Origin of the sequence: Methylomarinum sp. Ch1-1 (assembly GCF_030717995.2) — a bacterium.
Classification (GTDB): domain Bacteria; phylum Pseudomonadota; class Gammaproteobacteria; order Methylococcales; family Methylomonadaceae; genus Methylomarinum; species Methylomarinum roseum.
Window position 1 is genome coordinate 3178522 of record NZ_CP157743.1, and the last position, 26601, is coordinate 3205122.

Sequence of the window (26601 nt, forward strand, 5' to 3'; positions counted from 1 at the left end):
GCTAAAATGGTCGCTATTTTGATCGACTATCGAATAGCGGCCATCTGCCGGCTGCCTTAGTCGGCACGAAACTGTTTAGGCCAGTCCTGATAATTAAAAACCTGGCCATCCATCCTGACCCGTTCCATTTTTCGTAAATCCAATTCTGCAAAAACCCAACGGACCTTATTGAATTCACCGATCACTAAAACCCCATCATCGGGGAAACCCCGATCGACCGGGGTATAGACGGCGGCAGCCCCGCAATTGACATCGACCGCCTCGGACCATGGCGCCTCGCCGACTAATGATGACTGCACCACATAACATTGGTTTTCCAATGCCCTGGCCTGGCAACCGATACGAACCCGATAATAGCCGGCCTTGGTATCGGTGCAACTGGGCACCAGAATCAGTGCTGCGCCGCGCTCGACCATTTGCCGGGCATAATGCGGAAATTCACTATCGTAGCAGACATTGATGCCCAACTTACCGAATCGGGTTTCGAAAATCCGGATATCCTGGCTGGGTTCGATCAGCCATTGTTCGTTTTCGAAACGGGTCATCATCAATTTTTCTTGATACTCAACCTCACCCGCCGGGGTGAATAAATAGGCGCGGTTGCGATAGCCGCCATTTTCAATTTTGACCGGAAAGGTGCCGGCCTGAATATAAATGTTATGGCTAAGCGCTAGTTCCGAATACAGTTTCAGAAAATCAGGCAGCAAACTCTGCAGCGCCTTCAATTGTTGCTCTAACGAGGAATACACCTGTTCCGGAAACAACGACGCCAATTCCATGCTCGCGTATTCCGGAAACAATAGTAGTTCAGCCTGTTGCTCGACCGCCTCGCCCACCCAGGCGCTAACTTTTTGTTCATATTGACGCCAATCTTGTAAAAAACTGACATCATACTGGGCGCTGGCGATCTTAACCATGATCTTCCTTCAACCAGAAGGTCATCGGTTTTGGGGTTTCTTCGCTGTCATCCAGATCCTTCCAGGAATAGCGGGTCTTGAGTTCCGGATGTTTGAAATAACCGCGTTTATTCCAAAATTTATCCAACGGCACATAATCGGCCGGTCTGCGCGGATGATCGGCCGGCCGCTCGACGCAACAAAAGCAGATGTGCTTAAAACCGCCGAGTTCTTCGGCATGGGCTTCGCGTTCCTGAAAAAAACGCACGCCGATTCCTAGGCCTCGATAAGCCTTGTTCAGCACTGATTCACCGCAATAGAACACCTCGTCGGGATGATAACCGTTTTCGATAAAAGGCTTTTTGACTTCATCGGTTTCGTATTTCAGCGGTATCGCCGTCGATGCTCCGATAATTTTATCGCCGTCGAAAGCCAACACGATAACGCTTTCCGGACAGTCGATATAGGTTTGCAGATATTTTTCCTCATAGCCATAGTCGCCATCGTACAGATAAGGAAAATCCCGAAAGACTTCTATCCGCAATCTGGCCAATTCGGGAATATATTTGACCAGCTTATCACCGCTTAAACGCTCTATACGAATATTTTTTGCCATGTTTCACTCTGCATCAAAGCATATTCGACGCCCACCTAGGCATCTGATTTAACGAATACGAACGCCCGTATAGGGTTGCCGATAGCGAGATGACTAAAAGCGCGGACGCCCAAAAAGGGAAAGCATGATGCCACAACTTTCCAACCAAATAAAGCCGCAATAGCGATAGACGCCGAGAATATATCAAGGCTTGTTCAGTAACACTGGGCGGGGCGGGTTATTTAACCCGTCCCGAACGTTTAACTTGCTTTGGGCGCGGTTGAATCGTTCAGGACCTCGTTGACCTGCATTTCGCATAGCGACATGCTGGCTACTTGCTTTTCGCGCCGAGGGCGGCGCTCCTACGCAAAGCACCGTCTTGCCTTCGGATGTGCCGAACTGCGTGAAGCGCATCGAAACATGGTGCGCTTCCTATCGTCAGCGCACCCTACCCGTACCGGTAGGGTGGATCAAGCGGAGCGGATCCGCCAACGTAGGGCGGCTTCGCGAAGCAAGCCGCCAAAAACCGCACCGAGGGAAAAATTGGCCATTGTGCATATCCAGGCGGATTGCCTGGCGGCGAATCCTCCCGGTTGCGATGCCAATGTAAAGCCGATCGTCTTGAAGCGCATCGAAACATGGTGCGCTTCCTATCGTCAGCACACCCTACCCGTACCGGTAAGGGCGGATCAAGCGCAGCGGATCCGCCAACAACGTAGGGCGGCTTCGCGAAGCAAGCCGCCAAAAACCGCACCGAGGGAAAAATTGGCCATTGTGCATATCCAGGCGGATTGCCTGGCGGCGAATCCTCCCGGTTGCGATGCCAATGTAAAGCCGATCGTCTTGAAGCGCAGCGAAACATGGTGCGCTTCCTTTCGTCAGCACACCCTACCCGTACCGGTAGGGCGGATCAAGCGCAGCGGATCCGCCAACGTAGGGCGGCTTCGCGAAGCAAGCCGCCAAAAACCGCCACCGGAGGCGAAATTAGCTGTTGTGCATATCCAGGCGGATTGCCTGTCGGCGAATCCGCCCGGTTGCGATGCCAATGTAGCCTTGCCTTCGGATGTGCTGAACTGCGTGAAGCGCATCAAAAACCGGTGTGCGTCCTATCGTCAGCACACCCTACCGCATCGTAGGGCGGCTTCGCGAAGTACTCAGTCATTTTATATATGACGGGTACTCGACAGGTATCAGCCATTCCCGGTTTGAGTATTTTTGCTGTGTTTAGGGCGTCACCGTCTCGGTTTTGACATATCGCTGCCCCTCGGTGCAGCGGTCGCGGGTGGTAGGCTGCTCACAGGAGGTGTCGGTAAACTCGGCTTTCAACACCCCTTCGCCTTGCGGGACGAAATAGAATCTGAAATTTGGGTCGGCGCTGATGGCGATATCGGTGTTGGCGGTCAACACCGGCTTACCGTTGAAAGTCACCTTGAGCCGATCGACAAAATGTGATTTTTTCACGAAACGCGTGACCTGGTCCATTTGCATCCCGGTAATATTGGGATGGCTAATCAACAACTGCGCCATCGTCGGTTCGCCCACCTTGACGCCGTTGTCCAGTCTAAACTTCATCTTGCCCAAGCGTTTCATCGCCGCATCGAGATCGGCGCCGATCGGCGCCGAACAGCCGCCGCTGGCCTTGACGAATTTCTTACTCATGTGCAGACTGCCGTCATTCAATTGCGCAATCGCCCTGATATAACTATAGGTATTGACCCTAACGCGCATCGCCAAATCGGCCTTGCCGCTGTCCGGCGTGAATTCAAACTCGCCGACATAGGGAAAAGGGTTCTTGTCGACCAGGACCAGTATTTTCTTGATGTATTTGTCCTCGGTCTGGGGAATCTTACTGATGATTTTCAATGGCACCAAAGCAGGATCTTCGGCCCGATAAGGCGCATCGATTTCGATAATGTCATCGGATTCCCGTACCGATTGACCGTTGAAAAACTGTGCTTTCAGTTCATTATTCCATTTGCTTTCATCCTGAGCCGCAGTGGCCAACATCGGCAGCATCAGTAAGGGGATAAAAAATCGTTTTAATTTCATATTGATACTCTCAGTTGGGTTATAACCATCGATTGTAGCTTGGGTGAGCGCCTAAATCGCTCCGAGGCCGGCTAATCCTCCCATTCCAGCTCGGCGAATGCCGTCGTCACATTCTTGGCGTGGAACTGGTCGAACAACTTCCAGTTCTGCCGTTCCGACCTGCCGACCGTCTTGACCGCCTCCTCGATGAATTTACCTTGGGCGATCATCGCTCGAATTTCATGCAGCAAAAGGGTCAGATACTTTTTCTGCGGCTGCATCGCTGCCGGCCAATCGGTCACCAGCGGGCCATGCCCCGGAATGACATAGTGATAATCCTGTTTCTCCAATCTTTCCAACTCCGCCAGCCAGCCTTTTAGACTCCCGTCTATCACCGGCAAATGATCGATAAACAGCAAGTCAGCCAACCACAAGGTATCGGTTTTTTTATCGTAGACCGTTAAATCGTTATCGGTATGAGCGGTGCGGTGTGCCGTCAAGACCAATTCCCGGTTGCCCAAATTGATCGTCATATGTTTTTTGACCGGCATATCGGGCGCTATCAAGTTATCGGCCGTCAGTTCGATATCCAATTGCTCGGCCGCCTTATCGATGTAATATTGGCCGCGCGTAACCATCGCCCTGGCCAGTTTGTAATGACCGATGAAATGAACATTTTCCGCTTTAAATGCGGCATTGCCGTAGATATGGTCGGGATGAACGTGGGTATTGATCACATAGCAAACCGGCGTGTCGGTAGTCGCTTCGATCGCCTTCTTCAAGGCAGCGCCCTGTTGGGGGTTGCCGCCGCTGTCGATCACGGCGACGCATTGATCGCCAATGATGAAGCCGATATTGGCGATGGCGCCGTGATTGTTGCGGTCGGGCAATTGATGTTCGCCAAAATGCAGATATATGCCGGGCGCCACCTGTTCAACCGTCAATGCCGCTTGGGCCTGCGACAAAGGACTGATCATTAACAAGACTAGGGATAGCAGGATACGCATAATTTTCATTTTATTCGGAAAGGCATAACGCCAAAAAAGCCTTCGCGACTCTAGATCGCATCGCTGGGTTAGGCGCAATCAAGTTCAAATGCCAAGGCAAGCCCTGCGGCGGATTGATACGACGAGCAACCAGGCCCTCGCTTTCATGTCGGAGAGCCTGCGATGAAGAAAACCCGATGCCCATGCCGGCCCTGACCGCTTCCTTGACGCCGGTGACACCGGTGACTTCGATATTAATCGGCGCACTGATTCCGGCCTCGGCCAAGGCTTTTTGCACCACCTGACGGGCTCCTGAACCCGGTTCGCGCCAAATCACCTGATACTCCGCAAAAACCGTCAACGGCGCCGCCTGCGGATATTGCACAGCCAACGGATGATCTTCCGCCAAAATCAACACGATTTCATCGGTCTGCCAAGGAATGACTTGATAATTGATCGGCAGTTCTTCACGTTCAACGGTGCCTTCGACGAAGCCCAAATCATAATCATGCATTTTAGCAACAATTTCCCGGGTATCTTCGGTCTCCATATAAACCTGAACACCGGAATGCTCTGCTTGCAACTGCACGACAAAACGAGGCAGATAAAAACTGGCCAGCGTGCTGGTCGCGCCGATCCGCAAACTTCCGGCATTGACGTCTTTCAAGCAGCGTACATAATCGATCGCCTGATTGAAGTCGCAATACATTTTCTCGGCGTATTCCAGCAAACCGCTGCCGGCCGGCGTCAATGCAATCTGATGACCCTTGCGCTCATAAAGAGGCTCTCCAACGGCGCCTTGCAATAATTTCAGCTGCCCAGACACGGCCGGCTGGCCTATCTGCAAATATTGCGCCGCTTGGGTAATGCTTTTACATCTGGCGACGACGGCGAAGGTTAATAAATGATTTGGGTTCAAATCAATTCCTGACGTCTTTATTCAGAAACAATGGCTTAAGACCAGGGACCACAAACATATTAGAAAAATACAATATACCTTATCTTGATCGTTCTGCCAATCTGAAAACCGGCCAATTTACGACTCTTACAAGCCGGCAAACTTCATCAATAACACCAGTTCCTTATCATCCAGCTCATAATAAGAATGCGATTTAATTCTTTCCGGCAACATCGCCGGCCCGTAACGCACTCTTTTCAAACGACTGACTTTAACGCCTTGCGATTCCCATAATCTTCTGACCAGACGGTTACGCCCTTCCCGGACCACGACGTGATACCATTTGTTAGCGCCCTCGCCGGCATAAAACTGAATATCGTCGAAATGAGCGACCCCGTCCTCTAATTCGACTCCGGTTTTCAAGCGTTCCAGCATTTCGTCGTCGACTTCACCGAGAATGCGCACGGCATATTCTCGTTCCACTTCGGTGGAGGGATGCATCAAACGATTGGCTAATTCTCCATTGTTAGTCACCAATAACAACCCCGAGGTATTGATATCGAGTCTGCCGACGGCGATCCAACGTCCCACCGATAGACGCGGCAATTGGGTGAACACGACCGGGCGTCCCTCCGGATCTCGTCGCGAGACCACCTCGCCGGTCGGTTTATGGTAGACAAGCACGCGAGTAGGCTGCATGACATATTTTTCCCATTTAACCACCCGGCCATTCAATTGGAGATGGTCGCCCTCCTTGAGATGATAACCCGGCGTTACTTTTTTACCGTTGACGACAAGACGCCCCTCCTCGATCCAACGTTCGACTTCGCGTCTGGAACCGAGACCTCCTCGCGCCAGAACTTTTTGAATGCGTTCGCCGCCTTCTTTGTTGACCGCCTTGTCAGTGGATGGTGCTGTTTTCGAGCGCGGCGCCTGTTGTTTCGCCTGCTGTCGACGATTCGACGGCTTCCGATTCGGGTTCTGAGCTTTCGGCCTGGACGGATGTTTCTTGTTTTTCACGGTGATTTTGTTCTGTTGGTGCAATAGTTTCGGCATTTAAGTCGAGATCTTTAATCTCTTCCATGGTCGGCAATTCATCGAATGATGATAAGTTAAAATAATCCAGAAATTGTTTCGTAGCCCCGTACAGCGCAGGACGGCCGGGAACTTCCTTATGGGCGATCACCCGTATCCACTCCCTGTCCAGCAAGGTTCTGATGATTTGAGTGCTGACACTGACACCGCGTATCTCTTCGATTTCACCGCGCGTCACCGGCTGCCGATAAGCAATAATGGCCAGCGTTTCCAGCAAGGCGCGCGAATATTTAGGCGGTTTTTCCTCGAACAAGCGAGTGATCCACGGCGACATGCCTTCCTTGACCTGGAACCGATAGCCGCTGGCCAACTTTTGCAGACCGATGGGACGAAGCCTGTAATCCTCGATAATAGCGTCGATCGCGGCCTGAATTTCTTTGATCTCGGGCTGTTCCAACTCCGGAAAAACCTGTTGGATCTGTTTAGCGGACATGGCGCGATTCGCCGCAAATAAAATCGCCTCTACAATGCGCTTGGTGTTCACATCAAACTCGTTAGGTTTAAATTCTGCTGGTAGTTTCTTCGGTTCCGGAGGACTCTCCTCGGTGACTGCTTGCTTGGCCGGCTGGCGCTCTTGCGGTTGTGCTACGGACACGGGCTTCCTTTTGCGCTGCTTGGGCGGCGCAACGACGGTTTCAGGTTTGAGATCTACCTTGGATTCGGATCTCGTCGAAGGGATCGGGTTGGAGGATTTCGATGAGTCCTTCCTTGCTGAGTTCGAGGATGGCAAGAAACGAGACAACCACCCCGCCTTTTCCTTCGTGTCGGCTAAATAGCGCTGCGAAAGGGAGGCTATCTGGCCGGTTAAGTTTTTCCAAAATGGCTGCCATTCGTTCACGGACTGATAAGGGCTCCTTGGTTATTTGATGATGGCTGAGCTGCTCGGCGCGTTTGAGTACATCTTGAAATGCCAATAACATATCCTGTAACCGAACATCCGGTAATTGATGCTGCACGTTGATGGTCGATACGTCGACCGTCGCATCGAAGACATCCCGTTCATTCCTTGGCAGCTGATCGATTTGTTCAGCCACCTTCTTAATCGCCTCATATTCCTGCAGTTTACGGATTAAATAGGCGCGGGGATCATCTTCTTCCTCCTCCACTTCCGGCTGTCGGGGCAATAGCATTCTCGATTTGATCTCCGCCAACAATGCGGCCATGACCAAGTATTCCGCCGCCAACTCCAAGCGCAAGGCATCCATCATCTCGATATAGCCGATATATTGTTGAGTGATTTGCGCGATCGGAATATTGAGAATATCCATATTTTGCTTGCGAATCAAATATAACAGCAAATCCAGTGGTCCTTCAAATGCCTCTAAAAAAACCTCCAAGGCATCGGGCGGAATATAAAGATCCTCCGGCATGTCCTGATAAGGCGCGCCCAATACCTTGGCTATAGGCTGAGATTGTTGCTGAAATTCCGGGCTCTGTTCAATCAAAACAAGTTCTTCGTTAGGCAAGATTATAAGCCGGCCAAGGTGAAAAACAATTTCTGGGTGTAATACATCGGATAGGCGAGTAGATAGCCCAGACCTCCACTCATCAGCAAAGCCAGCAAAATCAGGAAGCCGAAGCGTTCCAGCCGGTTGTACTGCCAGGCGAGTCTATGCGGCAAGAGACCGGTGACGATGCGGCTGCCGTCCAGCGGCGGAATTGGCAGCAGATTGATCAAAGCCAAAATCAAATTGATCGAAATCCCAGCGATGCCCATATAAATCAACGGCAGCGAGATGAATTCGCTATGCACGATCACGCCGATTCTGGCGATTAGCGCCCAGGCAATCGCCATCAGTAAGTTGGACATGGGACCGGCTAATGCGACGACGGCCATCGCCTTCCTGGGATTCTTGAAGTACCGGGCATCGACCGGAACCGGTTTCGCCCAGCCGAAGATGAAGGCGGACCCCGACAACAGCAACACTCCCGGTATTACGATGGTGCCCAGCCAATCGATATGCTTGACCGGATTCAGCGTCAGCCGGCCCTGCTGAAAGGCGGTATTATCGCCAAATTTTTTAGCGACCCAGCCATGCGCGACTTCATGTACGGTAATCGCAAAGACCACCGGCAACACCCAGACGACGATGCGCTGGACCATCGATAATTCATTCATCATAAACTTATGTCCCGAGGATTAACCCAACATCGGCGCCTGGCCGGCGCCTTGCCTGAGAATTTCAATCTGACTGCTGTTGCAGGCGATAATGGTCGTGGGCTGATATTCGATAATACCGGCATCGATGACCAAGTCGACATCATGCTCCAGACGCTCACGGATTTGATAAGGGTCGGTCATCGCCTGCTCCTTATCGGGTAGGATCATCGTCGAGGTAAACAGCGGCTCCCCTAACTCTTCGACCAACGACAGGGCGATTTTACAATCGGGCACACGGATGCCGATGGTTTTCTTTTTCGGATGCTGTAAACGCCGCGGGACCTCCTTGGTCGCATCCAGCACGAAAGTGAACGGTCCCGGCGTCAGGTTTTTAATCAGTCTAAAGGCATCATTGCTGATTTTAGTGAAATTGGAAACCTGCACCAGATCTTTGCAGACCAGGGTAAAATTATGCTTGCTATCCAGCCTACGAATGCGCCTTATTTTGTCCAACGCCTGTTTATCGCCGATTTGGCAGGCAATGGCGTAGGAAGAATCGGTCGGATAAACGATTACGCCGCCCTTAGCGATGATTTCAACAGCCTGGTGAATCAGACGCAACTGCGGATTTTCAGGATGTATTTCAAAAAACTGCGCCATAGTTATTGTATTAATTATTAAAGACGCCATTGTACCCTATCTTTCAGATTCTTTTTTCGCGACTTTATCACGCAAGTAAACCGGCATCGCCTCCTCCACCGCAACCGCCTGTTCATTGCTAAAGCCATCGGCGCCTAATTGCACTATCGCGGCCGCCCTAGGGAGTTTCTTTGCATCGGTCGCCAACAGCAATGAACCTAATCGAGTTGCCAGTTCCTGCCGATAAACACCCCAGCCGGAACCGACGCCGGCGCCGGCAATATCGGGAAATACGACATCCAGCGCCGGCGTCACGGCTTCCTTACCCAACAATCTAGCATAGCCCTGACGATCTTGCTGATATACGCCCCAGAAAATTTCCCCCATCCTCGCATCCATCGCGGTAAAGGCGACGTTGATCCGATTCTGATTGAAATAATCCTGAGCGATAGCCGCCAACGTCGACACCGGAACGACCGGCAGATCTGCACCGAATGCAATGCCTTGAATGATGCCGGTGGCGATTCTGACTCCGGTGAACGAGCCCGGCCCGCGACTGAACGCCACGGCATCCAGTTGTTGAGGCGACAATTGCGCACCGGCCATTAACTCATCGATCATCGGCAGTATTAATTTCGTGTGTTCGCGCGGCGCTAGCGCGAATTTTTCCTGTATCTCACCATCGACATACAAAGCCGCCGAACAGGCTTCGGTCGAGGTTTCCACGGCTAATAGCTTCAATCTTGTTCCTCTCGTTGAAAAAATTGTCGCACATCGGCGATATCTCGAGTTCTTTTCATGGCTGGCACGCTGTCCAAAAACATTTGTCCGTAGGCGCGCTTCAATAGACGCGGATCACAGACCATCAGTACGCCTTTGTCGTTGACATCGCGGATCAATCGCCCGACCCCCTGCCTCAGGGCGATTACCGCCGCCGGCAACTGGTGTTCGAAAAAAGGATTGCGCCCTTGTTTTTCCATCGCGTTCAGACGCGCTTTCAGCACCGGGTCGCCTGGCGAGGCGAACGGCAGTTTATCGATGATGACGCAGGACAAGGCGTCGCCGCGCACATCCACCCCCTCCCAGAAACTGGCGGTCGCCAGCAGGATAGCATTGCCCTGCTGCTTGAATTCCTCCAGCAGCGCCGATTTGGATCGCCTGCCTTGCACTAGCAGCGGATATTCCAATCGGTCTTCCAGCAATTGCGCCGCTCGCTGCAGGGCCCGATGACTGGTGAACAAAAAGAACGCCCGCCCCCGGCTCGCTTCCAGCACTGGCACGACGAATTCGATGATCTTGTCGGTATAATCCGGTTGAGTCGGTTTCGGCAAGCCCCTAGGATGATAAAACAACGATTGATTGGGGTAATCGAATGGGCTTTCCCAGCTATGGGTTGCGGCATCGAACAAACCGAGGTTTTTGCTGAAATGGACAAAATTGTTGGCGACGCTGAGAGTCGCAGAGGTGAAGATCCATGTCGCCTGATGATGCTGCATAAACGACTTGAATTCCTTGGCGATATCCAGCGGCGTCCGGCTCAGCGTGAAACTCTTGCTATGGGTCTCATACCACTTGATCCATTCGCCATGGGTGTCGTTGATAATGCTGTCCAGTTGCGCCTCATAGGTCTCCGCGCGTTCAAAACAGGATTCCAGACCCTTGCTGCGCACCGAGGCGATTTCCAACTGGTCGGTCAGCCTTTGCAGTTGTTCATGCACGGCGTTCAACGCGCCGGAAATTTTCGGATTATTCTCGATTTCCTTCCATTCTCCGCGCCGCAATTCCAAGCCGAATGCCAAGCGCAAATCCTTGACATCCAGTTGCAAGTCTTCGCATGCCTGGCGTAAATCCGGCATATCCTTGGCGTCACTGAGGTATTCGCTGAGCGTATCGGTCGCCAGGTCGTTGAGCTGCTTCCCCCCCAGGGACGTACCGAGGAAATTGGAGGCGGTATCGGCCAGTTGGTGCGCCTCGTCGATGATAACAACCTCTACATTGGGCAATAATTCGCCAAAACCGGTTTCTCGAATCGACCAATCGGCGCATAACAGATGGTGATTGACGACGATAATATCGGATTCCTGGGCCCGCTTACGCGCCTTGACCAGAAAGCAATCGGCATAATCCGGGCAATCCTGTCCCAGGCAATTATCGACGGTCGAGGTGGCATTGAACCAGACCGGATCGCCTTCTTTAACGTCGCTGATTTCGGAAATATCGCCGACTTTGGTCCGTTTCGACCAGGACTTGATCTGCGCCAGCGCCGCCGCATCCTCTTTGTGATGACCAAATGAGGAATTCAGTGCATTATCAAGACGATAAATGCATAGATAATTGGCTCTGCCTTTTAACAAGGCGGCCTTGAACGGCGTTTTTTTCAGCGCCTTCCGTATCAGCGGCAAATCCTTGTTGAATAACTGATCCTGCAGATTTTTGGTGCCGGTAGAAACAATGACTTTTTTACCCGATAAAATAGCGGGAAGTAAATAGGCAAAAGTTTTACCGGTGCCAGTGCCGGCTTCGGCTATTAAATTCTGTTCCTCGGCTATGGCCGAGGCAATCGCCTCTGCCATTTCAAGCTGTGCCGAACGGGGCCTATAACCTGAAATCACCGAAGCCAAGGCCCCATCACTGGCGAAAATTTGCTCGAACTCTGTCACTGCAACATCAAAACCTAAAAAAGCCGCTTAGCCTAACATGGCAAATATTTACGTCAAGGGCTAACGAAACTTTCTGCCTTTATTTTGGCTTCCTTTGCGCCATGATAATTTTGCTGCATTTTCCGCGCTTCACTGATTAACAACCAGCTTTTTCTTTTTAATGCGCTATCGCCCGCAGCCAGCAAGGCCGCTTTCTTGGCTAAGTCCTCGGCCAGTCTTGGCTTTTCCTGTTTCATCCTGATTTCGGCTAATTTATAAGTCAGTGTCGGATTTCTGGGGTCTATTCTTAACGCCCGTTCCAGGCCGGCGACAGCCGATTCCAAATCACCGGAACGGCTGCTTCGATCCGATTCCGCCACTAAGGCGATGACAGCGGGCGACATGGATGGCGCACGATAAGCCGGTTTAGAGGTCGGCAAAGAGGCGGCCTGCTCCTTCTGTTGCAATACTTCCCTATCTTCAGAAGACGGCGTATCGACACCTGTCGCCGAATATGAACGCCCTGTTTCCGATTCGTAAGGATTCGTCACCCGCTTGCCGTATACCGGCGCAGGAGGTTGGTAACCGTAAAACTCGCTACAAGCTTGCAGCAAACAAAAAGGGAGCGCAAGGATGAGTTTATAATGTTTCATACGGGCTTATGTCTTATGAGTGGTAACGCCGCGCCCTATCAGGCGCCGGCCAGCTAATTTCGCCCCTATGATCAACACGGCACAATCTATTCGAAAGATGACGGTGTCTGTTACAAGCTTCGCCTGAGCCTATAAGAGCGCCGAACTTCATTATATCAAACCGATCCACAACGGCATGAATTATACGACAAGGCCAGCAACATCAATTTGGCTCAGCAATTCTCAGTTTGAGCGTTTTAGTGGTGTTTAGGGCCTAGGGTTGTGTTTGGCGAGCATGTCGGTGGCAAGCCCCCAAGGATGGGTTTACCCAGCACCTAAATTCCCAGAAATTCCCACTTTGGCGTTCAAAAAGGGCATGGGGTGTGTTTGGCGAGGATGTCGGCAGCAAGGATGCTGCCGTCAAGCCCCCAGGGATGGGTTTACGGCGCTCCTCGACAGACACACCCCATGCCCTAAACACCGCAAAAATACTCAAACTGATGATATGGGAATTGCTGCTAAATTCCATGGCTACTGGACTATATTTTACATTCCAGGATAATTTAGGTGCTGGGTGAACTTCGTTCCTCGCCAAACACAACCCCAGGCCCTCTTTGCTGTCCAAATTGAGAATTGCTGAATTTGGTTAATAAAGAAACGCTCAAACTGAGAATTACTGCTACAAAGCCTTGCCCAACCTGGCGGCATGACGCTCTCTGTTTTCCATTCTCTTCTGTTCGCTCTTCCGTAACATCACATAAACAGCGGCACTGCCGCCGTGATGTTTCAGCGCGGTATGAAAAACCTGGACGTTTTTTAATTCCGGCAACCACTGAGCCAAGTAGCTTTTTAGCAAATGACCGCCCTGACCATGACCGAAAAAAACTAACACGCTACGAACATTCATTTCCTGACAGTCATCGACAAACTGCACGAGCTCGTCTCGCGCCTGCTGAGGCGTTTTGCGGTTCAAATTCAATGTCGCTTCCTGAGGATATTTGCCGGTACGCAGATTTTTAAAAACGCCGCTTTGAATACCGTCACGCTTAAAACATAACCAGTCATCGGCGGTTAATTTTTTTCTCAGCACCAGCGACAACGGACACTCCGTTTCATCTCGATCAAAAGCCGCGCACTCTCTTCTGTACTGTTGCCCGGGATTTTCAGCAACGACTTTTTTCATTGCAACCCTGGCATCGCGATGAATCGGCCGCACACCTTCCATTTCCTTGCTAAACAGCTCCACATCATTATTTATTGCTGAAGTCTTCATCGCTCTCACCTATCTGACACGCCCAAACGAACACACTGTTTGCAAGACAGCGAAAACCCAGTATAAGTTTCCTAACTCTTATCCGATCAAAAACGTCCCCTAGAAAAACATTAATTAAATCACAGAGCTCATCAAGATTTGCTCGGCCTGCACCAAAGTACAATAGATTTTTGCTGAGCGCCGATGTAACTTGGATTTTCAGCCCCATCGGAGAGGAGAGTCATCATGAATGAGCTAAATCACAACGATATCGATTATGAGCATATGGATGATCTGCCGTTAGCCGATCACATCGAATGGAGTCTATACAAAGCGAACGAGATTCTTCCAGCGGATTTCGACTTCGAGTCGCATCATTGGCAGGCTGATAACAAAAACCACTACGCCCTTCCTCAGCAGGGCTCCCTCATTAAAAAACACCTTCTTGGGCGGGGCGGGTTATTTAACCCGCCCCGAACGTTTAACTTACTCTAATCACGGTTGAATCGTTCAGGACCTCGTTGACCTGCATTTCGCATAGCGATGCGGACTACTTGCTTTTCGCGCCGAGGGCGGCGCTCCTACGCAAAGCACCGTCTTGCCTTCGGATGTGTCGAACACCGTGAAGCGCATCAAAACCGGTGCGCTTCCTATCGCCAGCACACCCTACCCTACCCTACCCGCACCGGTAGGGCGGATCAAGCGTAGCGGATCCGCCAACGTAGGGCGGCTTCGCGAAGCAAGCCGCCAAAAACCGTCGCCGGAGGCAAAATTGGGGTCATTGTGGTATCCGGGCGCATTACCTGGCGGCGAATCACCCTACGGTTGCATGCCAATGTAGCCTTGCCTTCGGATGTGTCGAACAGCGTGAAGCGCATCGAAACAAGGTGCTCTTCCTACCATCAGCACACCCACATCCGTGAGATGGATCTCGCACAGCGGATCCCCCTGGCGTATTTGTTGTTAAATTCTGTTTTGCCACTCATTCATTTACTGAGGTAGCCCTGCCTTCCTCAGATCAATCAAACCACTGTTGAGCGATTTCGGCCAAAATGAAAATATGGACTGACTGCGGTCACCAAGGCAAGGCCGCGCCATCGTAGTTGAGAAAACTGCCGCTTTGGGAAATATCAAACACATCGATTTGCTTCATCATTCCGGCCACACTGGTTTCGGCGTCGATTAATGCATCAGGCCCACCCATGTCGGTTTTAACCCAGCCCGGATGAAAAATTAATACGCCGATACCGGCGGAACGCAAATCGATGGCCAGGCTCTTCATCGCCGCGTTCAGAGCCGCCTTGCTGGACCGATACAACAAGCTGCCGCCGCTGTTGTTATCGGCAATACTGCCCATCAAGCTGCTCACCGCGACAATCAATGGCTTGGCGCGACGACGCAAATGCGGAGTAAAAGCCTCGGCGACCTTCACCGCTCCAAGCACATTGGTTTCCAGCGTAGTGCGCCAGGCCTGATAATCCAGACGGCCATAGCCGTGTCCCCTACAATCCCCATAATAAGCGGCATTGGCGATTAGCTGATCGATCGCGGTATCCGCCAGCTGTTCCGCCAAGCAATCGATAGTGGCGTGATCGCAAACATCTAGTCGATAAATCTGGACATTCGCGTTGTCGCTGGCAAGCCGCTTCAATGCGGAGGCCTGCTCCGGCCCGCGACAACAGGCGATCACCCGCCAGCCTGCCCGCGCATATTGCCGGCAAAATTCCAGCCCCAATCCGCGGTTGGTTCCAGTCACTAACACCGTGTTCATAGCTCTCACCTATAGACTTGCTGCAATACCCTATCCCTGTCGCTGAAGCTTTATCGTAACAGGGCTATAATTCCCGAGTGGCGTTGAATTGAATATCGGGCCATCGCTCTTCGGTCAACTGCAGATTAACCCGGCTGTTGGCCAGATAGACCAGATATCCGCCACCGTCTTCGGCCAGATTATCGTACGCCTTCCTCTTAAACTCTTCCAGCTTGGCCGGGTCATCGGCGCTGACCCAACGCACGGTGTTGATGCCTATTGCATCATAGACACATTCCACATTGTATTCGGTTTTCAGCCTATGCGCGGTCACATCGAACTGCAACACCCCGACCGCACCTAAGATCAGGTCGTTGTTTTTCAATGGTTTGAAAAGCTGCGTGGCGCCCTCTTCGGTCAACTGGGTGAGGCCTTTTTGCAAAGCCTTGGAACGCAACGGGTCCTTCAGTACCACACGACGGAACAATTCCGGGGCAAAATAAGGAATACCGCCAAATTTTAATTTTCCCCCCTGGGTGAAGGTATCGCCGACCTGGATCGTGCCATGGTTATGCAAGCCGATGATATCGCCGGGATAGGCCTCCTCGACGTTTTTACGGCTATCTGCCTGGAAGGTGATCGCGTTTCCTACCTGAATGTTCTTGCCGATACGGACATGATTGATCTTCATCCCCTTATCGAACTTTCCGGAACAAATTCTCATGAAGGCGATTCGGTCGCGGTGGGCAGGATCCATGTTGGCTTGAATTTTGAACACGAAGCCGCTGAATTTTCCTTCATCCGGCGCCACATCCCGCTGCTCGGCCTGTCTCGGTTTAGGCGCCGGGGCATATTCAGCGAACGCATCCAGCAATTCAATAATGCCGAAATTGTTGATCGCCGAGCCGAAAAACACCGGCGTCAACTGTCCCGACAAATAGTCTTCCAGGTTGAACTCATGGCTAGCGCCTTTAACCAGCTCAATCTCTTCACGCAGTTCCTCGGCCTGGTCTTTCAACACCTCATCCAATTTTGGGTTGTCCAGGCCCTTGATGACTTCGGCTTCGGCTATTTTGCCTTCATGGTGGGGACTGAATAACAAAACTTCATCTTTATATAGATGATAAACGCCCTTGAATCGCTTGCCCATGCCGATAGGCCAGGTCATCGGTGCGCAATTGATTTTCAGCACGCTCTCGACCTCGTCGAGCAACTCGATCGGCTCACGCCCCTCGCGGTCCAGCTTGTTGATAAAGGTCAATATCGGCGTCGTGCGCAAGCGACACACTTCCATCAACTTAATGGTTCGAGCCTCGACACCCTTGGCGACATCGATTACCATCAACGCCGAGTCGACGGCGGTCAACGTACGATAAGTATCTTCCGAAAAATCCTCATGCCCAGGCGTGTCGAGCAAGTTGAGTATGCAGTCCTTGTGTTCGAACTGCATCACCGAGGTCGTCACGGAAATGCCCCGCTCTTTTTCCATTTCCATCCAGTCCGACGTCGCATGGCGGGCCGCTTTACGCCCCTTCACCGAGCCGGCCAGCTGTATCGCGCCGCCGAACAGCAGCAATTTTTCGGTAATGGTGGTTTTACCGGCATCGGGGTGCGAAATGATCGCGAAAGTCCTGCGCCTGTTGATTTCTGTGGATAATGCTGACATGCGTGTATGAGGATACAATAAAACCTGTCATTATAACGTAATTTTCGGTCCCGTTCTTATTCGTATCCACGCGGATTGCTTTTCTGCCAACGCCAGGTATCGGCCATCATATCCCGCAAGTTTTTCTCCGCTTGCCAATGCAACCTCGTAGCGGCCAACTGGGGGTTGGCGTAACATTCGGCGATATCGCCGGCGCGCCTAGGCGCTATCTTGTAATTGATTTTTCGCCCGGTCACTTCGCTAAAAGCGTGGATCATATCCAGTACGCTATAACCGTTACCGGTGCCCAAGTTGAAGGGTTCGCAGACGGCTTCCGTCTTCTCCGTCGCCACCAGGAAGTCCAGCGCCTTGACATGGCCCTTAGCCAGATCAACGACATGGATGTAGTCTCTGACGCCGGTACCGTCTTTAGTCGGATAATCATTGCCGAATACCGATAGTACCTCCAACTTGCCGATGGCGACCTGGGATAAATAAGGCATCAAATTATTCGGAATACCGTTCGGATCTTCTCCGATCAGACCGCTATGATGGGCGCCAACCGGATTGAAATAACGCAAGATGGCGATTTTCCAGGGATGCTCGACGGCATTCAATTCGTCGGACTGGGCGATATCGCGCAGAATTTCCTCGATGAACAATTTGCTTCTGCCGTAAGGGTTGGTGGCCTGCAATGGAAAGCCCTCCATGATCGGCACGCTGTCGGGATCACCGTATACGGTCGCCGAAGAACTGAACACCAGCTTATTGACATGATGCTCCTTCATCACCTCGACCAGAATCAAGGTCGAGTTGATATTATTGTCATAATAACTGACCGGTTGCTGACAGGACTCGCCGACGGCCTTGAATCCGGCGAAATGAATCACCGCCGTAATATCGTGGGCCTGAAAAATGGACTGTAATTTGGCTCTATCCCTGACGTCGACCTGATAAAAAACGACGTCTTGGCCAGTAATCGTCTTGATGCGATTGATCGCCTCGACTTTGCTGTTGGATAAATTGTCGACAATGACGACCTTAAACCCCGCCCCTAACAGCTCCACGCAAGCATGACTGCCGATATAGCCGGCGCCTCCGGTCACTAAGATTGTTTTACTCATTAACTAAAGACTATGCAGAAAAATATAACGTTAGAAAAGCACCGCCAGCATTGACGACGAAACTGGGCGACTGCACCGGTTCAGTCAAAACAAATCTTTTTGACATCGTCATACCAGCCGTCCTCCCAGGACTCGCTGTTATCCGACCACCATACCATACCGTCGGCGTATTTTTTGACGAACAGGCATTGCCGCCTAATTAAATCGGCAGGCAGAATTTCGCGACTGACGTTGTTGGCTGATAAGCCGCGTTGCCAGAGTATCGGATAAACCGGCTTGGCAAACGTCTTTGCAATATACAATTGCGTGCTCATCGTATAGAACAAATGCTCTGAATCGCCGTATTGAACAAAAAAAACCGGATAGAGACTGTCGGATTCCAGCAGTACCGGAGATAGCTCGGATAAAATACTCTGATAATCGCGCATACGGATATCAGGTTTTTGCAATGCAAACCAGGGAGAATAAGGCATGCCGAAATAACCAAGATTGACTTCCGGAGCCACTTCGTGCGCCCATTTCAGTATCTGCAGATACCATTTGACATGAAGCTGATTGGCTTCAGAATCGCCAGCCGAGGTTATTTTCCAGCTGTCTATTTTGAGTATCAGCCTTTTCTTACTGCGCTGTTTTAACAATAATTCCTTGACCTTGAACTCATCGGGAGGGCGACCGGCATTGTCGCCTTCCCCTAACAATTGATCTTCATACAGTATCGTCACCGGATATCCCAGCCAGGGATAAATTTTACCGCGATACTGACTGCCGTCGAGCAGCTTAAAAGCTTCGGCTTGACCCGCAGAAGAAGGATTCAGAGTGAGGTCTCGATTAATCTTGTCGACGAGGTCATTCTCTACCCCCTTTTTTATTGCAAACCATAAGGGTATTGCTAGAAGCAACATACCCAAAAGAAAAACGCCTTTCTTTATCATGACCCGCCCGTTATCGATGTCACCTAGGCAATTTATTCAACATATATGACCGACAATAAAGCCGTAAAAATGCTGAATAGCTGCCATGCGGAAATAGCCTCATATAAAAGCAAGCAATATTCGTTCTCATTAAACTATCCCTTTATTTTATAAAGAAAAATATTTTTCCCAGATAAAAATATTGCGCCAAGTGTCAAATATTCCGACAACAAGCCATTAAAAATGATAGTTCAACTCTATCCTGAAATGATCGTCTTCCCTTAAAAAATAAGGACTGTCATAGGATGGAGAGCCAGCATACAAACGCATCTCCGCCTCTATCGTCCAACTATCTCCAAGCCTACGACTCGCCTCGATATTATAGAATTTGCTGTTACTGGTCCTGTCGAACAACACCCCGGCGAGAATCTCGGTGCTTTGCGCATCATTGAAACCGAAACGCAACGCCGTAAGAAAATCGTCCTGAAAGGGAGCGTAGAAATTCCTAGAACCCCGGGTATCGTACATATATTCAAGCACGAAGCCTAAATCCAGGCCGCTTTCATACACATTGAACAAGGTATATTCGAAGCCCCCGACGGCGGCGAAAAAAGTCTTGCCCATGCCGGAGCGCACCATCGCTTCGAGCTTCCATAGCCAACTCTCGTGGGTCATTTGAAGGTCGAGGCTAGTTTGGTTGATGGTTTCGTAAAGCGGCACAATTTTACTGATCTGGCCGTTACGATCGAAAGTAGGAATGAAACGCGGCTCCCTACCCATACCGTAAAAATGGGAAATACCGATATCCCAGGCACCAAAATAATGCGCCCAGCGCACCGCATAAGACATATGCTTTTCCAGCCCGCTCCTGTCGAAGATCGCATCGCCGACCGCAATTTCCGGGATCAATCTGAAACGCCCTTCCACGCCGGAAAAAGTTCTTTCCCTGAATCCCGGCATCACGAACAAATCAATGGTCCCCCAATCATTGATCAGTGCAAGATTGACCATCGGCTGGCCTAATTTATCCTCGGTGTCGGGATTTTCGACCAGGTCCGTTTGATTGATGATGTCGATCAGATGCAAACCTTCGGCGACGCCCCAGAAAATCTTCCGAAAACCGGTTCTTAACTCCCAGTCTCGTTCCGCCATCAACCAAGTCAGCTCACGGATATCGAAATGAGTTCTACGATTATCATGCTGGGAATAGCGATAGAATGGCACAAAGGCGAAACTTTGCCGACCGTCATCCCACGTCTTATAGAATTCCGCCTGAAAAACGCCCGAAACATAATTATTATGTTGTTCCGGCGCCAAGCCTTCATGGATAAAGGCGAGATTTTCGACGCCGATGGCACCAGAAATATCCCAATCCGTTAATAGTTCCGGGATGGCTTCTTCGGCTTCGTCATCGTTCGCCCCTTGGGTTGGCTTCCGGGTATTAGCTACGAAAATAGGCGACTTCGCGGGCGTTTTCACCGTCAAAAAAACCGTTAATGTTTGCTGTCCGACCGACACTTCGGTTTGGCTGTTAAAACTGTCGATGACCACATCATCCTTCAGCTCGATGACGAGCCTGGCCTTATTGCCTGAATAATTGGCTGCGCGGACGGCAGTGACGAATGGATGCGCCGGCAATGATTGGGGCAAGTCCTCGCCTATGCCGGCGCCGGTAACATCGATGACCAGACGTTGCGGATTATGCAGCGGATGAATCTCAAATTGGCTGTTTTCAGGTAGGTTGAAATGAAAAACCGCCTTGTTTTCGGCCAGCACTTCCTGACGAGCCAGGATGACCTGCGCAGTCTGCGCAAACAAAGGCGCAGAAGCCAGCCACAAAACATTGAAGATCAGCGGCGTTAATGAACGCCTAGCCAAACGATTGAGCGCGTCCCCGATCATCGCCGTAAAGACTCTTTTATTCCAGACACCTGCCAACCTCGTCTCTCAATCTTAAGCTTAATCGATTTCGCGCACAGTCCTTATTAGCGGCAATTTCGATTAATCCTGAAGAATTGTTATACCAAAACGCCTCGCCTTCCTGAACATCGGAAAAGGTATCGGCTTGTTTAATGCTGCGGCCGTTGACCTGAAGCGTCTCTCCGTTCCAATGGTCGTCAAAACGTATACCGGTCATCGCATTGCCATAATGATCGAAATAGATAACCCGCTGCAAATCTTTCGCCCAACCGTGCAAGGACTGTTGATACGGCTGCAAGTCATCATCATCGGCGCTATTGACGGCCAATCGAGCGGCCACCGGCGCGAAAATATCCCGACCATGAAAACTAGTGGACCAGCGCTGCGGTCGCCAGATAATTTCAAACCAACGGCGCTGACTGGCATGAACAGCCGCGGTGTTCAGCAATCCATTATCGGGGCCGACAAAAAACCGTCCGTCCGCCTCCAACACAACGGCGGAGCGCTCGCCGCCGACACCGGGATCAACGACGGCCAAAAAAACAGTGCCTACCGGAAAATCCTTAGCCATGGCGGCTAGCAGATAAGAACTCAACAACGGATCGGATTTCGGCGCATTGCTCAGCAAATTGATGACTCTACAGTCAGCCGCAATCTCGGCGATCACCGATTCCATTTGTCCCAGATAAGGGCCCTCCGCGCCGAAATCGGTGAACAAAACAATCGCCATCACTACAATTCCAGGATTTCCAAGCTTCTGTCCCGCCAATTGACCAAGTTTGACACCACCGTCTGATTCGTTTCAAACTCGTAGGGCGTTCGCTCTCCGCTGCGGTCGATTTTTAGATTCTTAAAATCGAACAACTCGTTATCGCCCAATTGTGACGGAGCGATATTCTGCAGCGCGGTAAAAATGGCCTCGGTGCGCCCGCCGCCTTTGTTCTCCCATTCAGTCAGCATGGCTTTGATGGCCTGACGCTGCAGATTCTCCTGCGAGCCGCACAGATTACAAGGAATAATCGGAAATTCCATCGCCTCGGCATAGCGCTTGATATCCTTCTCGCGGCAATAAGCCAGGGGCCTGATGACGATGTTACGCTGATCGTCGGACAATAATTTAGGCGGCATCGCAGAAATACGGGAACCATAAAACATGTTCAAAAACAGCGTTTCGACGATATCGTCCTTATGATGACCCAGCGCCAATTTAGTGGCGCCTATCTCTTCGGCAAACGAGTATAACGTGCCTCGGCGCAAACGCGAACACAAGCCACAGGTCGTCTTGCCTTCCGGTATTTTGGACTTGACGATCGAATAAGTATCTCGATTGATAATATGATATTCGATCCCCAAGTCAGCCAGGTATTCGGGCAGTACATGTTCGGGAAAACCGGGTTGTTTCTGATCCAGATTGACCGCAACGAGATCGAAATCAACCGGCGCGCTTTTCTTAAGACTCATCAAGATGCTGAGCATCGTATAGCTGTCCGCACCGCCTGATAGACAGACCATGACCCGGTCGCCCGCTTCTATCATGTTGTAATCTTCTATCGCTTGCCCGGTTTGTCGGCGCAAGCGCTTTTGTAATTTATTAAAATTGTATTTTGCCGACCCCGTTAACGTTTTCATGCAGAAACTGTCACCATGCTAGAAAAAACCGAGCATTATGAACGATTTTCTTTGTAAATTAAAGAGTTAAAAAGCAAGGCCTCGTCCCATAGATGACAACCTCAACTCGCTTCGGCCCTGAGTACAGCCCTATGTATATATAGCCATTGTATTGCGATGATCGGAATCGCCGATTCGATTTTACCTTCTTCCAACAGCCGATAAACCACGTCGAACTTGACCGCGCTGACCCGGATATCCTCATCCTCATGATCCAGCCCATGGATGCCGCCAACCCCGCTGCTATCAACCCGGCCATAAAACAACGTCAACCATTCCGAGGCGCCGCCCGGCGTCGTGTAAAAACTCCGAATCAAACGCAGCTCCTGAATATCGCAACCGGCCTCCTCTTTGGCTTCGCGCATCGCCACTTGCTCGGCGCTTTCACCTTCCTCAATCGCGCCGGCAACGATTTCCAGCAACCAAGCCCGCTCCGGCTGCAAGATCGCCCCGACCCTGAACTGCTCGATCAACACGACCTCGTCCCGCAAGGGATCATACAACAACACCGCGACACAGTTACCGCGGCGGAATAATTCGCGGTCCAATTCCTTGCTCCAGCCGCCCTGAAACAGCGTATGCCTGAGCCGATATTTTTCCAGCCTGAAAAAACCGTTATAAACCGTTTCCTTATCGACGATTTCGAAGCGTTGTTCCGTCATTTTTGATATTCAACCCGATAAATCACGCCCAAGGTATCGTCGGCTATCAACAGACTACCGTCGGGCAACTGCAATATATCGGTCGGGCGTCCCAAAACTTCGTCTGTTTCGGTCAGCCAACCGCTGATAAAAGCCTGTTCTTTATAGGGTTTGTTGTTTTTGAACTTAACCAGCGCAATCCGATAGCCGTGCGGCTTGCTGCGGTTCCAGGAACCGTGTTGTGCTACCAATAATTGATTGTGAAAGCGTTTAGGAAACTGCTTGCCGGAATAAAAGCGCAGACCCAACGGCGCCATATGGGCCTTGAATTTCCACTCCGGCGCGACAAACTCGTCGCAACGCCGATCGCCGGCCAATTCAGGATCGGCGATGCTGCCGGCATGACAATAGGGATAGCCGAAATGTTGGCCTTTCTCGCTCCAACGATTTAATTCATCGGGCGGCACATCATCCCCAAGATAATCGCGGCCGTTTTCGGTAAAAAATAACGCATCGCTACCCGGTCGCCAATCAAAACCGACCGTGTTGCGTATGCCACGGGCCAGAATCTCGAAGCCGCTGCCGTCGACATTCAACCTGACCAGCGAGGTGTAGATTTCCTTGTCCGGATTGCAGATATTGCAGGGGGCGCCGACCGACGTATAGAGCTTGCCGTCCGGACCGAAACGCAGATATTTCCAGCCGTGGTGCTTGTCGCTCGGCAAGCGGTCATAAACCACGACCGGTTTAGGAGGGTTGGCCAGATTGTCGCCGATGTTGTCGAAGCGTAAGATGCGGTTGGTTTCGGCGACAAACAACTGATTATTACGGTAAGCCACGCCATTAGGCATATAAAGCCCCTTCGCGAGTTCGTAGCGCCGTTCGGCGACGCCGTCATGGTCGACATCCTGCAACGCATAAACAGCGCCTTGCTGACGCGTACCGACATATATCACGCCTTGATCACCCAATGCCAGGGACCTGGCGTTCGGAACATCGCTGGCAAACAAAGAGATTTTAAAACCCACTGGCAATTGCAGTTGCCGTAGTACTTGTTGCTTATCCGCCTCAGCCGCACCAATAGCTTGAGTGGCCGCCAGCATCGCCAAAAAAAAGGCAAATATTTTCATTTTTTACTCCTTGCAATAAACTTTATCGCATCTTAACACTCTATCAATTGAATTTAATATCCCGCATCCCTATATATTGAACAACACTATAATAAGTTAAAGGTTCTACAACATGATGAGAATACTTCTTTTCCTCGCGACCAATGCGGCCATCCTGGTCGTCATCAGCGTCATATTCAATCTGCTGGGCTTGAAAAGCACCCTGGATGCCCAGGGCGTCAATCTGAATCTCGAAGCCCTGCTGATCATGTCCGCGATCATCGGCATGACCGGTTCGGCGATTTCGCTGGCCCTGTCCAAGTGGTCGGCGAAAAAGGCGATGGGCGTCCATGTCATCGAGCACCCGCAAAACCAGACCGAACAATGGCTGGTTAACATCGTCGCCCAGCAAGCCAAACAGGTCGGCATCGGCATGCCGGAAGTCGGTATCTTCCAGACGCCGGAACCCAATGCCTTCGCCACCGGCATGAGTCGGAACAATGCGCTAGTCGCGGTCAGCACCGGCTTGCTGCAAAACATGAATGCCGACGAGGTGGAAGCGGTGGTCGGCCATGAAATCAGCCACGTCGCCAACGGCGACATGGTGACGATGGCCTTGATGCAAGGCGTCGTCAACACCTTCGTCTATTTCTTTGCGACCGTCATCGGCCATGTCGTCGACCGCGTCGTCTTTAAAACCGAACGCGGTTATGGACCGGCCTATTATGTGACCCAAATCGTCATGCAAATCGTATTGTCGATACTGGCGTCGATGCTGGTCATGTGGTTCTCCCGCTACCGGGAATTTCGCGCCGACGCCGATGGAGCCAGACTGGCGGGCCGGCAAAAAATGATCGGCGCGCTACGCGCCTTACAAAGAGCGCATAACCCCGAAGACTTGCCGGGACAACTGGCGGCTTTCGGCATCAACGGCGGCGGGATGCAAAAATTATTCATGAGCCACCCGCCTCTGGAGGAGCGCATCGCAGCGCTGCAAAATCAACGTTAATTTCTCCCCCTCAACGCCGGTTTTTCTGACCGGCGTCTTTTTAACTATGAATCAGTGCATCCGCTTTCATTTACACATCGGCTATGACCAATACCTCAGCGTTTATCAAGGTCTCAGTAAAACGGTCCGCGTCAAGGCCGACGACGGCCGTCTGATCGATTTTCCGGCTGGCAATATTCAGCCATTCCTGACTAAGGATGGCATTCATGGATATTTTGAGATGGAGCTTTCTCGACAACATAAGTTTATCGGCATCAAAAAAATACGCTGAATGATCGTCATCAATCTTAAAACTGGACGGGCTTAAAAACCGAAATCAGGAATAACACGACACTGGCGATGATAATCATCGGACCGACCGGCAAACCGAAAAAGGCATAAATCAATATGCCGACCACACAGGACAGAGCGCCTGCCGCGATGCTGACCCAGACATAGCTTTTAAGGCTGCCGCTGATATTTTTGGCGGTGCAAGCCGGCACGGCCAACAGTGCGGCCGTCATCAAGCCGCCGACGATACGGACGCCTAAGGCCACTGTGATCGAAATACAGACAAGGTAAAGGATATTGTTGCGTTTAAGGTTGACGCCATTACTGTGAGCCAGATCCGGCGAGATGCCGGCCAATATCAATTCCGAATAGATAGATTTGATCGCCGCATACAGACACAGCGAAATCACCACCGCCATGACCGTCGTGGTTAATGAAATCTGGGAAATATCACCTAACAAGGCGATATCGGTTTCTTCCTGCGGCAAAAACAGAAAAGCGGTCGCCAAAGATCCTGAAAAGACGACAGCGGTCAGCGCCTCAAGATGCAAACGTGTTTTCTGCTCCAAATACCAAATAATCGTCACGCCGAAAGCCAGAAACAATATTGCCCCGAGCGAAACATCGAAATCGTATAACAAGGCCAGCGCGACGCCGGGCAGGGTCAAGTGACCGAGCGCGCCCCCCATCAGGGCCATGCGCTTGGTCAACATCAACGACCCCAGATAACCGGCCACGGCGCCGATCGCGCCGCCTAAAATCAGTGCAAGCAAGATGTGTCCAGTCATGATCT

Annotated in this window: 28 protein-coding genes; 4 read left to right on the plus strand and 24 right to left on the minus strand. The window is 51.2% G+C overall.

Annotated elements, in window-relative coordinates:
- Positions 1-56 precede the first annotated feature (56 nt).
- On the minus strand, positions 57-917 hold the full coding sequence (locus tag Q9L42_RS14550; RefSeq protein ID WP_305907685.1) for a carbon-nitrogen hydrolase family protein: 861 nt from the start codon (positions 915-917) through the stop codon (positions 57-59).
- Positions 910-1512 carry a GNAT family N-acetyltransferase gene (locus Q9L42_RS14555; protein ID WP_305907684.1) on the minus strand — a complete coding sequence of 201 codons (603 nt, stop codon included), beginning with the start codon at positions 1510-1512 and terminating at the stop codon, positions 910-912. The genes Q9L42_RS14550 and Q9L42_RS14555 overlap by 8 nt, the downstream gene beginning before the upstream one ends.
- 522 nt (positions 1513-2034) lie before the next feature.
- On the opposite strand from Q9L42_RS14555, the gene Q9L42_RS14560 reads away from it, so the two are divergent.
- Positions 2035-2664: a hypothetical protein gene (locus Q9L42_RS14560; RefSeq protein ID WP_349431314.1), complete on the plus strand. Its 630-nt coding sequence runs from the start codon at positions 2035-2037 to the stop codon at positions 2662-2664.
- 51 nt (positions 2665-2715) lie between these two features.
- Here Q9L42_RS14560 and Q9L42_RS14565 read toward each other — a convergent pair whose 3' ends face one another.
- From Q9L42_RS14565 to smrA, 12 genes are all read right to left on the minus strand, one after another.
- Complete coding sequence (locus tag Q9L42_RS14565) at positions 2716-3540, minus strand: quinoprotein dehydrogenase-associated SoxYZ-like carrier (RefSeq protein ID WP_305907682.1); 825 nt, start codon at positions 3538-3540, stop codon at positions 2716-2718.
- Between the two features lie 71 nt (positions 3541-3611).
- Positions 3612-4526, minus strand: a complete 915-nt coding sequence (locus tag Q9L42_RS14570) for a quinoprotein relay system zinc metallohydrolase 2 (protein ID WP_305910185.1) — start codon at positions 4524-4526, stop codon at positions 3612-3614.
- Between the two features lie 10 nt (positions 4527-4536).
- The gene (locus Q9L42_RS14575) at positions 4537-5424 is read right to left on the minus strand and encodes a LysR family transcriptional regulator (protein WP_305907681.1); all 888 of its coding nucleotides are present in this window, start codon (positions 5422-5424) and stop codon (positions 4537-4539) included.
- Positions 5425-5550: 126 nt separating this feature from the next.
- The gene (gene rluB / locus Q9L42_RS14580) at positions 5551-6423 is read right to left on the minus strand and encodes a 23S rRNA pseudouridine(2605) synthase RluB (RefSeq protein WP_432648846.1); all 873 of its coding nucleotides are present in this window, start codon (positions 6421-6423) and stop codon (positions 5551-5553) included.
- A complete protein-coding gene (gene scpB / locus Q9L42_RS14585) occupies positions 6305-7093 on the minus strand; it encodes an SMC-Scp complex subunit ScpB (RefSeq protein WP_305907680.1) in 789 nt (262 codons plus the stop codon). The genes rluB and scpB overlap by 119 nt, the downstream gene beginning before the upstream one ends.
- Positions 7094-7133: 40 nt before the next feature.
- Positions 7134-7943: a segregation and condensation protein A gene (locus tag Q9L42_RS14590; RefSeq protein ID WP_305907679.1), complete on the minus strand. Its 810-nt coding sequence runs from the start codon at positions 7941-7943 to the stop codon at positions 7134-7136.
- A gap of 23 nt (positions 7944-7966) precedes the next feature.
- Positions 7967-8620, minus strand: a complete 654-nt coding sequence (locus Q9L42_RS14595; RefSeq protein ID WP_305907678.1) for a site-2 protease family protein — start codon at positions 8618-8620, stop codon at positions 7967-7969.
- 18 nt (positions 8621-8638) lie between these two features.
- Entirely contained in the window at positions 8639-9259 is a 621-nt protein-coding gene (locus tag Q9L42_RS14600) for an L-threonylcarbamoyladenylate synthase (RefSeq protein ID WP_305907677.1), read from the minus strand.
- 36 nt (positions 9260-9295) lie between these two features.
- Complete coding sequence (gene tsaB, locus Q9L42_RS14605; RefSeq protein WP_305907676.1) at positions 9296-9979, minus strand: tRNA (adenosine(37)-N6)-threonylcarbamoyltransferase complex dimerization subunit type 1 TsaB; 684 nt, start codon at positions 9977-9979, stop codon at positions 9296-9298.
- A complete protein-coding gene (locus Q9L42_RS14610; protein ID WP_349431315.1) occupies positions 9976-11898 on the minus strand; it encodes an ATP-dependent DNA helicase in 1923 nt (640 codons plus the stop codon). The genes tsaB and Q9L42_RS14610 overlap by 4 nt, the downstream gene beginning before the upstream one ends.
- Before the next feature lie 53 nt (positions 11899-11951).
- A complete protein-coding gene (locus tag Q9L42_RS14615) occupies positions 11952-12530 on the minus strand; it encodes a tetratricopeptide repeat protein (RefSeq protein ID WP_305907674.1) in 579 nt (192 codons plus the stop codon).
- Positions 12531-13188: 658 nt separating this feature from the next.
- A complete protein-coding gene (gene smrA, locus Q9L42_RS14620) occupies positions 13189-13782 on the minus strand; it encodes a DNA endonuclease SmrA (RefSeq protein WP_349431316.1) in 594 nt (197 codons plus the stop codon).
- Positions 13783-14007: 225 nt separating this feature from the next.
- On the opposite strand from smrA, the gene Q9L42_RS14625 reads away from it, so the two are divergent.
- Positions 14008-14256 (plus strand): hypothetical protein, encoded by a 249-nt coding sequence (locus Q9L42_RS14625; RefSeq protein WP_305907671.1) that lies wholly within the window; start codon positions 14008-14010, stop codon positions 14254-14256.
- A gap of 580 nt (positions 14257-14836) precedes the next feature.
- Here the strand turns inward: Q9L42_RS14625 and Q9L42_RS14630 are convergent.
- The 9 genes from Q9L42_RS14630 to Q9L42_RS14670 all read right to left on the minus strand — a co-directional run bounded on the left by Q9L42_RS14630 (position 14837) and on the right by Q9L42_RS14670 (position 24550).
- Positions 14837-15532: an SDR family oxidoreductase gene (locus Q9L42_RS14630; protein WP_305907669.1), complete on the minus strand. Its 696-nt coding sequence runs from the start codon at positions 15530-15532 to the stop codon at positions 14837-14839.
- A gap of 64 nt (positions 15533-15596) precedes the next feature.
- On the minus strand, positions 15597-17177 hold the full coding sequence (locus Q9L42_RS14635) for a peptide chain release factor 3 (protein WP_349431317.1): 1581 nt from the start codon (positions 17175-17177) through the stop codon (positions 15597-15599).
- 56 nt (positions 17178-17233) lie between these two features.
- Positions 17234-18280, minus strand: coding sequence for a UDP-glucose 4-epimerase GalE (gene galE / locus Q9L42_RS14640; protein ID WP_305907668.1), 1047 nt, complete (start codon positions 18278-18280; stop codon positions 17234-17236).
- A gap of 80 nt (positions 18281-18360) precedes the next feature.
- On the minus strand, positions 18361-19212 hold the full coding sequence (locus Q9L42_RS14645) for a hypothetical protein (protein WP_305907667.1): 852 nt from the start codon (positions 19210-19212) through the stop codon (positions 18361-18363).
- A 216-nt stretch (positions 19213-19428) separates the two neighbouring features.
- Positions 19429-21129 (minus strand): AMIN domain-containing protein, encoded by a 1701-nt coding sequence (locus tag Q9L42_RS14650; RefSeq protein WP_349431318.1) that lies wholly within the window; start codon positions 21127-21129, stop codon positions 19429-19431.
- Complete coding sequence (locus tag Q9L42_RS14655; RefSeq protein WP_305910183.1) at positions 21110-21841, minus strand: SAM hydrolase/SAM-dependent halogenase family protein; 732 nt, start codon at positions 21839-21841, stop codon at positions 21110-21112. Before Q9L42_RS14655 ends, Q9L42_RS14650 begins: the two co-directional genes overlap by 20 nt.
- Positions 21842-21843: 2 nt before the next feature.
- Complete coding sequence (gene ttcA / locus Q9L42_RS14660) at positions 21844-22740, minus strand: tRNA 2-thiocytidine(32) synthetase TtcA (protein ID WP_305907664.1); 897 nt, start codon at positions 22738-22740, stop codon at positions 21844-21846.
- A 101-nt stretch (positions 22741-22841) separates the two neighbouring features.
- On the minus strand, positions 22842-23441 hold the full coding sequence (locus tag Q9L42_RS14665; RefSeq protein WP_305907663.1) for an NUDIX domain-containing protein: 600 nt from the start codon (positions 23439-23441) through the stop codon (positions 22842-22844).
- Positions 23438-24550 (minus strand): PQQ-dependent sugar dehydrogenase, encoded by a 1113-nt coding sequence (locus Q9L42_RS14670; protein ID WP_349431319.1) that lies wholly within the window; start codon positions 24548-24550, stop codon positions 23438-23440. The genes Q9L42_RS14665 and Q9L42_RS14670 overlap by 4 nt, the downstream gene beginning before the upstream one ends.
- Positions 24551-24662: 112 nt before the next feature.
- Between Q9L42_RS14670 and htpX the strand changes: the two genes are divergently transcribed.
- The gene (gene htpX / locus Q9L42_RS14675) at positions 24663-25538 is read left to right on the plus strand and encodes a protease HtpX (RefSeq protein ID WP_349431320.1); all 876 of its coding nucleotides are present in this window, start codon (positions 24663-24665) and stop codon (positions 25536-25538) included.
- Positions 25539-25584: 46 nt separating this feature from the next.
- On the plus strand, positions 25585-25809 hold the full coding sequence (locus tag Q9L42_RS14680; protein ID WP_305907660.1) for a DUF2835 domain-containing protein: 225 nt from the start codon (positions 25585-25587) through the stop codon (positions 25807-25809).
- A 16-nt stretch (positions 25810-25825) separates the two neighbouring features.
- Here Q9L42_RS14680 and Q9L42_RS14685 read toward each other — a convergent pair whose 3' ends face one another.
- Positions 25826-26596 (minus strand): metal ABC transporter permease, encoded by a 771-nt coding sequence (locus Q9L42_RS14685; RefSeq protein ID WP_305907659.1) that lies wholly within the window; start codon positions 26594-26596, stop codon positions 25826-25828.
- Positions 26597-26601: the final 5 nt, after the last annotated feature.